This is a genomic window from Cytobacillus purgationiresistens (genome assembly GCF_030813235.1).
GTDB lineage: Bacteria > Bacillota > Bacilli > Bacillales > Cytobacillaceae > Cytobacillus > Cytobacillus purgationiresistens.
Map to the genome: position 1 here is coordinate 1 of NZ_JAUSUB010000068.1, position 3,853 is coordinate 3,853.

The window sequence follows — 3,853 nt, forward strand, 5'->3', positions numbered from 1 at the left end:
ATATCTTTTCCCCAGTGACTAAATAAGCACATAAAAAGTTAGTATCATTATGATCTTGATAAGCAAGTACAGTGGCCTCATTTATATTAGGGTGAAATAATAATTGGTTTTCAATTTCACCAATTTCGATACGATGACCACGGATCTTAATTTGATTATCAATGCGACCTAAGTACTCCATCTCTCCATTTAACATTCTGCGTACAATATCTCCCGATCGATAAAGTAATTCAGAAGCATTATATGGGTTTTGAATAAACCTTTCATTATTTAGTTTTTCTCTATTAATATAACCTCTAGAAACACCTTCTCCTCCTATGTATAATTCTCCGATCGTTCCTTTGGGTACTATTTGCATTTCTTTATTTAAAACATATGCTGCTAATGTTGGAAGTTCCTTACCTATATAACTTGAATTATCCGACATATTATTTAATGTTATTTCTTTATGTGTAACATGGACTGTCGTTTCTGTAATTCCGTACATATTGATTAGTTTTGTATGCGGGTATAGCTGCTTCCAAGGGAGTAACATGGCAGGTTTTAATGCTTCTCCACCGAAAATGATATACCGTAGACTTAGGTTTACTTCTTTGCCTTCACGAACCTCTTCAATAAGATGTGTAAACGCTGCAGGAGTTTGATTTAATACAGTCACCTTTTCAGTTTTGAGGAGGTTTAAAAATGCTTTAGGGTCTTGAGCAGTTTCTTTCGGAACAATGATACATGTTCCACCATGTAAAAGTGCACCATACATTTCCCAGACAGAAAAATCAAAACTAAAAGAATGAAAAAGAGTCCAGACATCCTTATTACTAAAACTAAACGGAATCTTATTGTTCATTATTAAACTAGTAACATTTCTGTGTTCCACCATAACACCTTTGGGTTTTCCAGTTGTTCCAGATGTATAGATGATATAAGCCAAATCATTAGGAGTAGATCCAATATCAGGAGAAAAAATTTTCGGATAATTGTTCTCATCTTTACCTGATTGAATATTAATAACTTCCCCTGAAAAACCGATAGGTGATATCCAGTGACTATGTGCTATCACAAATCTAGTAGCACAATCATTTAGTATGTAACTTATCCTATTCATAGGAGAAAAAGGGTCTAAAGGTACGTAGCACGCGCCTAACTTTAAAATAGCTAGCATGGCTATAATCGTGTCAATGCTTTTATCAGCAATTAATCCTACTGGCTCTTGCTTATTCACTCCTCTTTGTCTCAAATGAAATGCTAAAATATTTGCTTTTAAATTAAGCTCGTTATATGTTAAGTAACTTTCATCCAATACAACAGCAATTTTATTCGGATTCAAACTGGCTTGAATTTCAAATAATTCATGTATTGTTTTGTCTTTTGGATACTTAACTTCTGTTTTATTTTGTAGTAATTCAGAAATTTCCTCTTTAGTCAGGATTTCATAATCTGATATTAATTTATCCGGATTTTGCACAATATTATTTGCAAGTCGTTTGAAGTGATTGCATATTTGCTCTATATATTGCGTTTGGAAAACGTGACCATTATAGGTAATTTTCAAAGTAATTTGATCACCTGGAAATATATTCATATTAAAATCATAATTTGTTTGCTCAAATATATTAAAATTATTAATCGAAAAACCTAATTCTCGTCCCCCAGACAATAATTGTTTGTCTAAGGGATAGTTTTCAAATGCAATTACATGATCTATTAATTCATTTTTTAATTCACTTTTAGAGAAGCATTCATATAAAGGATAATAATGAAATTTATTTTCTTCTTGACTGTCTTCATGCACTTTAGAAAGCAGGTCAGTAAAGGTCTTAGATGGCACTGCCTTGATACGAACAGGAACCGTATTAATAAATAATCCAACAGCTTGCTCTATTCCATTTAGTTCAGACGGGCGTCCGGAGACAATAGTACCGAACACCACATCATCTGTATTGTTATATTTCTGTAACAGTAAACCCCATATTGATCTTATAATAGTATTTAGTGTAACTTTATTTGTCTTCGCTAAGGTCCCAAGAGATTTTGTCAGAGGAGAATCAAAGACTTCTATGTGTTCTAAGTGATTGTACTGATTTTCTACCTCTTTTTTCTTCAAGGCGGGCATTATACCCGCCTTAGTGTTGTAGTCCTTCAAAAAATTCTCCCAATATTGTGAGGCGGTTTCATGGTTCTGATTACGTAGCCAAACAATATAATCACTAAAAGGGAAACTGTTTGGCAAGCTTATGGGATGTCTATTCATCAAGTATGAATAGATTTCAAACCATTCCTTTAAAACAGTAGCCAACCCCCAACCATCCATAATAATATGGTGGAAGCTTATCAAGACTGTATATAATGATTCGTTTTGCTTAAATAGTTTTATTCGAATTAAAGAATCCTTATCTAGGATAAAACTCTTTTCAAAATCTTTTATTTTATAATCTTTTATTTTTGATTCTATCTCTATGTTTTCAAACGTAGATAAATCCTCAAAATAGAAAGCAGCCTTTCTCTCACTCAAGACAATTTGTAACGGTTTCTCTAATTTTGAATAGCGGAAAATAGTTCTGAAAATATCATGTCGATTCACCATTTCTTGAAAACTAGATTCAAAGCACTGTATATCTACATTGCCCTCTAGATTTATTTCGACTTGTTCTAAGTAAGCATGAGATTCCTTATTAACAATATGATTAAATACCATTCCTTCTTGAAGAGGAGTTAACTCATATATATTTTTAATATTAATTTTTTCTCCCATAATGAACCCCTTCCAGCGTACAACTCATCCAATATTTTCAGGAATCAATTTTTTCAATGCTGGTAATTTCTCTTTTATTTTCTTCGCATTTTGTATAAGATATGGGTCTTCTAACATCTCACCATGTTTTCCATAGCTCTGTATCTCATCGTAGGTTCCTTTAGTAGCTACTTCCCATCCAAGTGCTGAACTATCTATTGAGCGAAAAGCATAAATATCAGCATTAATGCTACCATCGTTAACAACGTTATTAAGATAAATTCGATACTGCTGTATTCTATTTTCTATCGACTTAAGAAAACTTGGAATACTAAGGTATTCTTGATATTGGTGATGGACTGCAGCCAACTGTTCTGCAGTTTCTTGATTGATTTGTTTAATAGAAGCGGAACCTACTTTTTCTTTTCTTTCTGCATCAATCATAATTAACCTATTGACCTTATTTCCGGTAGCCTCTAATGATTTAGCGACTTCAAATGCAAGATTTCCACCTGCTGAGTAACCTAACAATATATATGGACCTTCAGGTTGAATCTCTTTCATAATGGATAAATACTCTTGAATGCGATTTTCTTCTTCAATGAAATCAAATCCATACACTGTATAATTATCTAAATAAAGAGATAGCTTTTGATATTCTATGCCAAATCCTGCTATTGGAGGAAAGCAGAAAATGGTGTTTTTCCCGTCCTGCAATTTCACTATCGGCATTTTCTTTACGAATCCATATTTTAAGAGGGTGTCAATTTTAATAGAAAAGCTCTCCAATGTTGAGTGTTGAAATATCCATTGTAAAGGTACTTCAATTTTCCATTTCCCTAAAATATGTGTTATTAATGACGCTGCTTTTAGTGATTGACCACCTAGTTCAAAGAAATCATCATGTAGTCCGACTCTTTCTACACCCAATAGATTCTTCCAAATGACTGCCAAGGCTTGAGCCGTTTCACTTTCAGGTGCTTCATATGCCTTTTCCACGCCTCTTCTTGGATCAGGTAATGATTTACGGTCAATTTTTCCATTCTCACTTAGTGGCAGTCTATCCAGCCATACATAATAGGTTGGAAGCATGTACATTGGCAAAGCTGTTGATAAGAATTCACG

2 protein-coding genes are annotated in these 3,853 nt (G+C 33.4%); both read right to left on the reverse strand.

Going from position 1 to position 3,853, the window contains the following annotated elements; all coding sequences use genetic code 11:
- Positions 1–2,749 (reverse strand): non-ribosomal peptide synthetase (locus J2S17_RS28640; protein ID WP_307480773.1); only part of this gene is annotated, 2,749 nt, incomplete at its 3' end.
- Positions 2,750–2,773: 24 nt separating this feature from the next.
- Positions 2,774–3,853: thioesterase domain-containing protein (locus J2S17_RS28645; RefSeq protein ID WP_307480775.1), on the reverse strand; the 1,080-nt coding region annotated here is incomplete at its 5' end.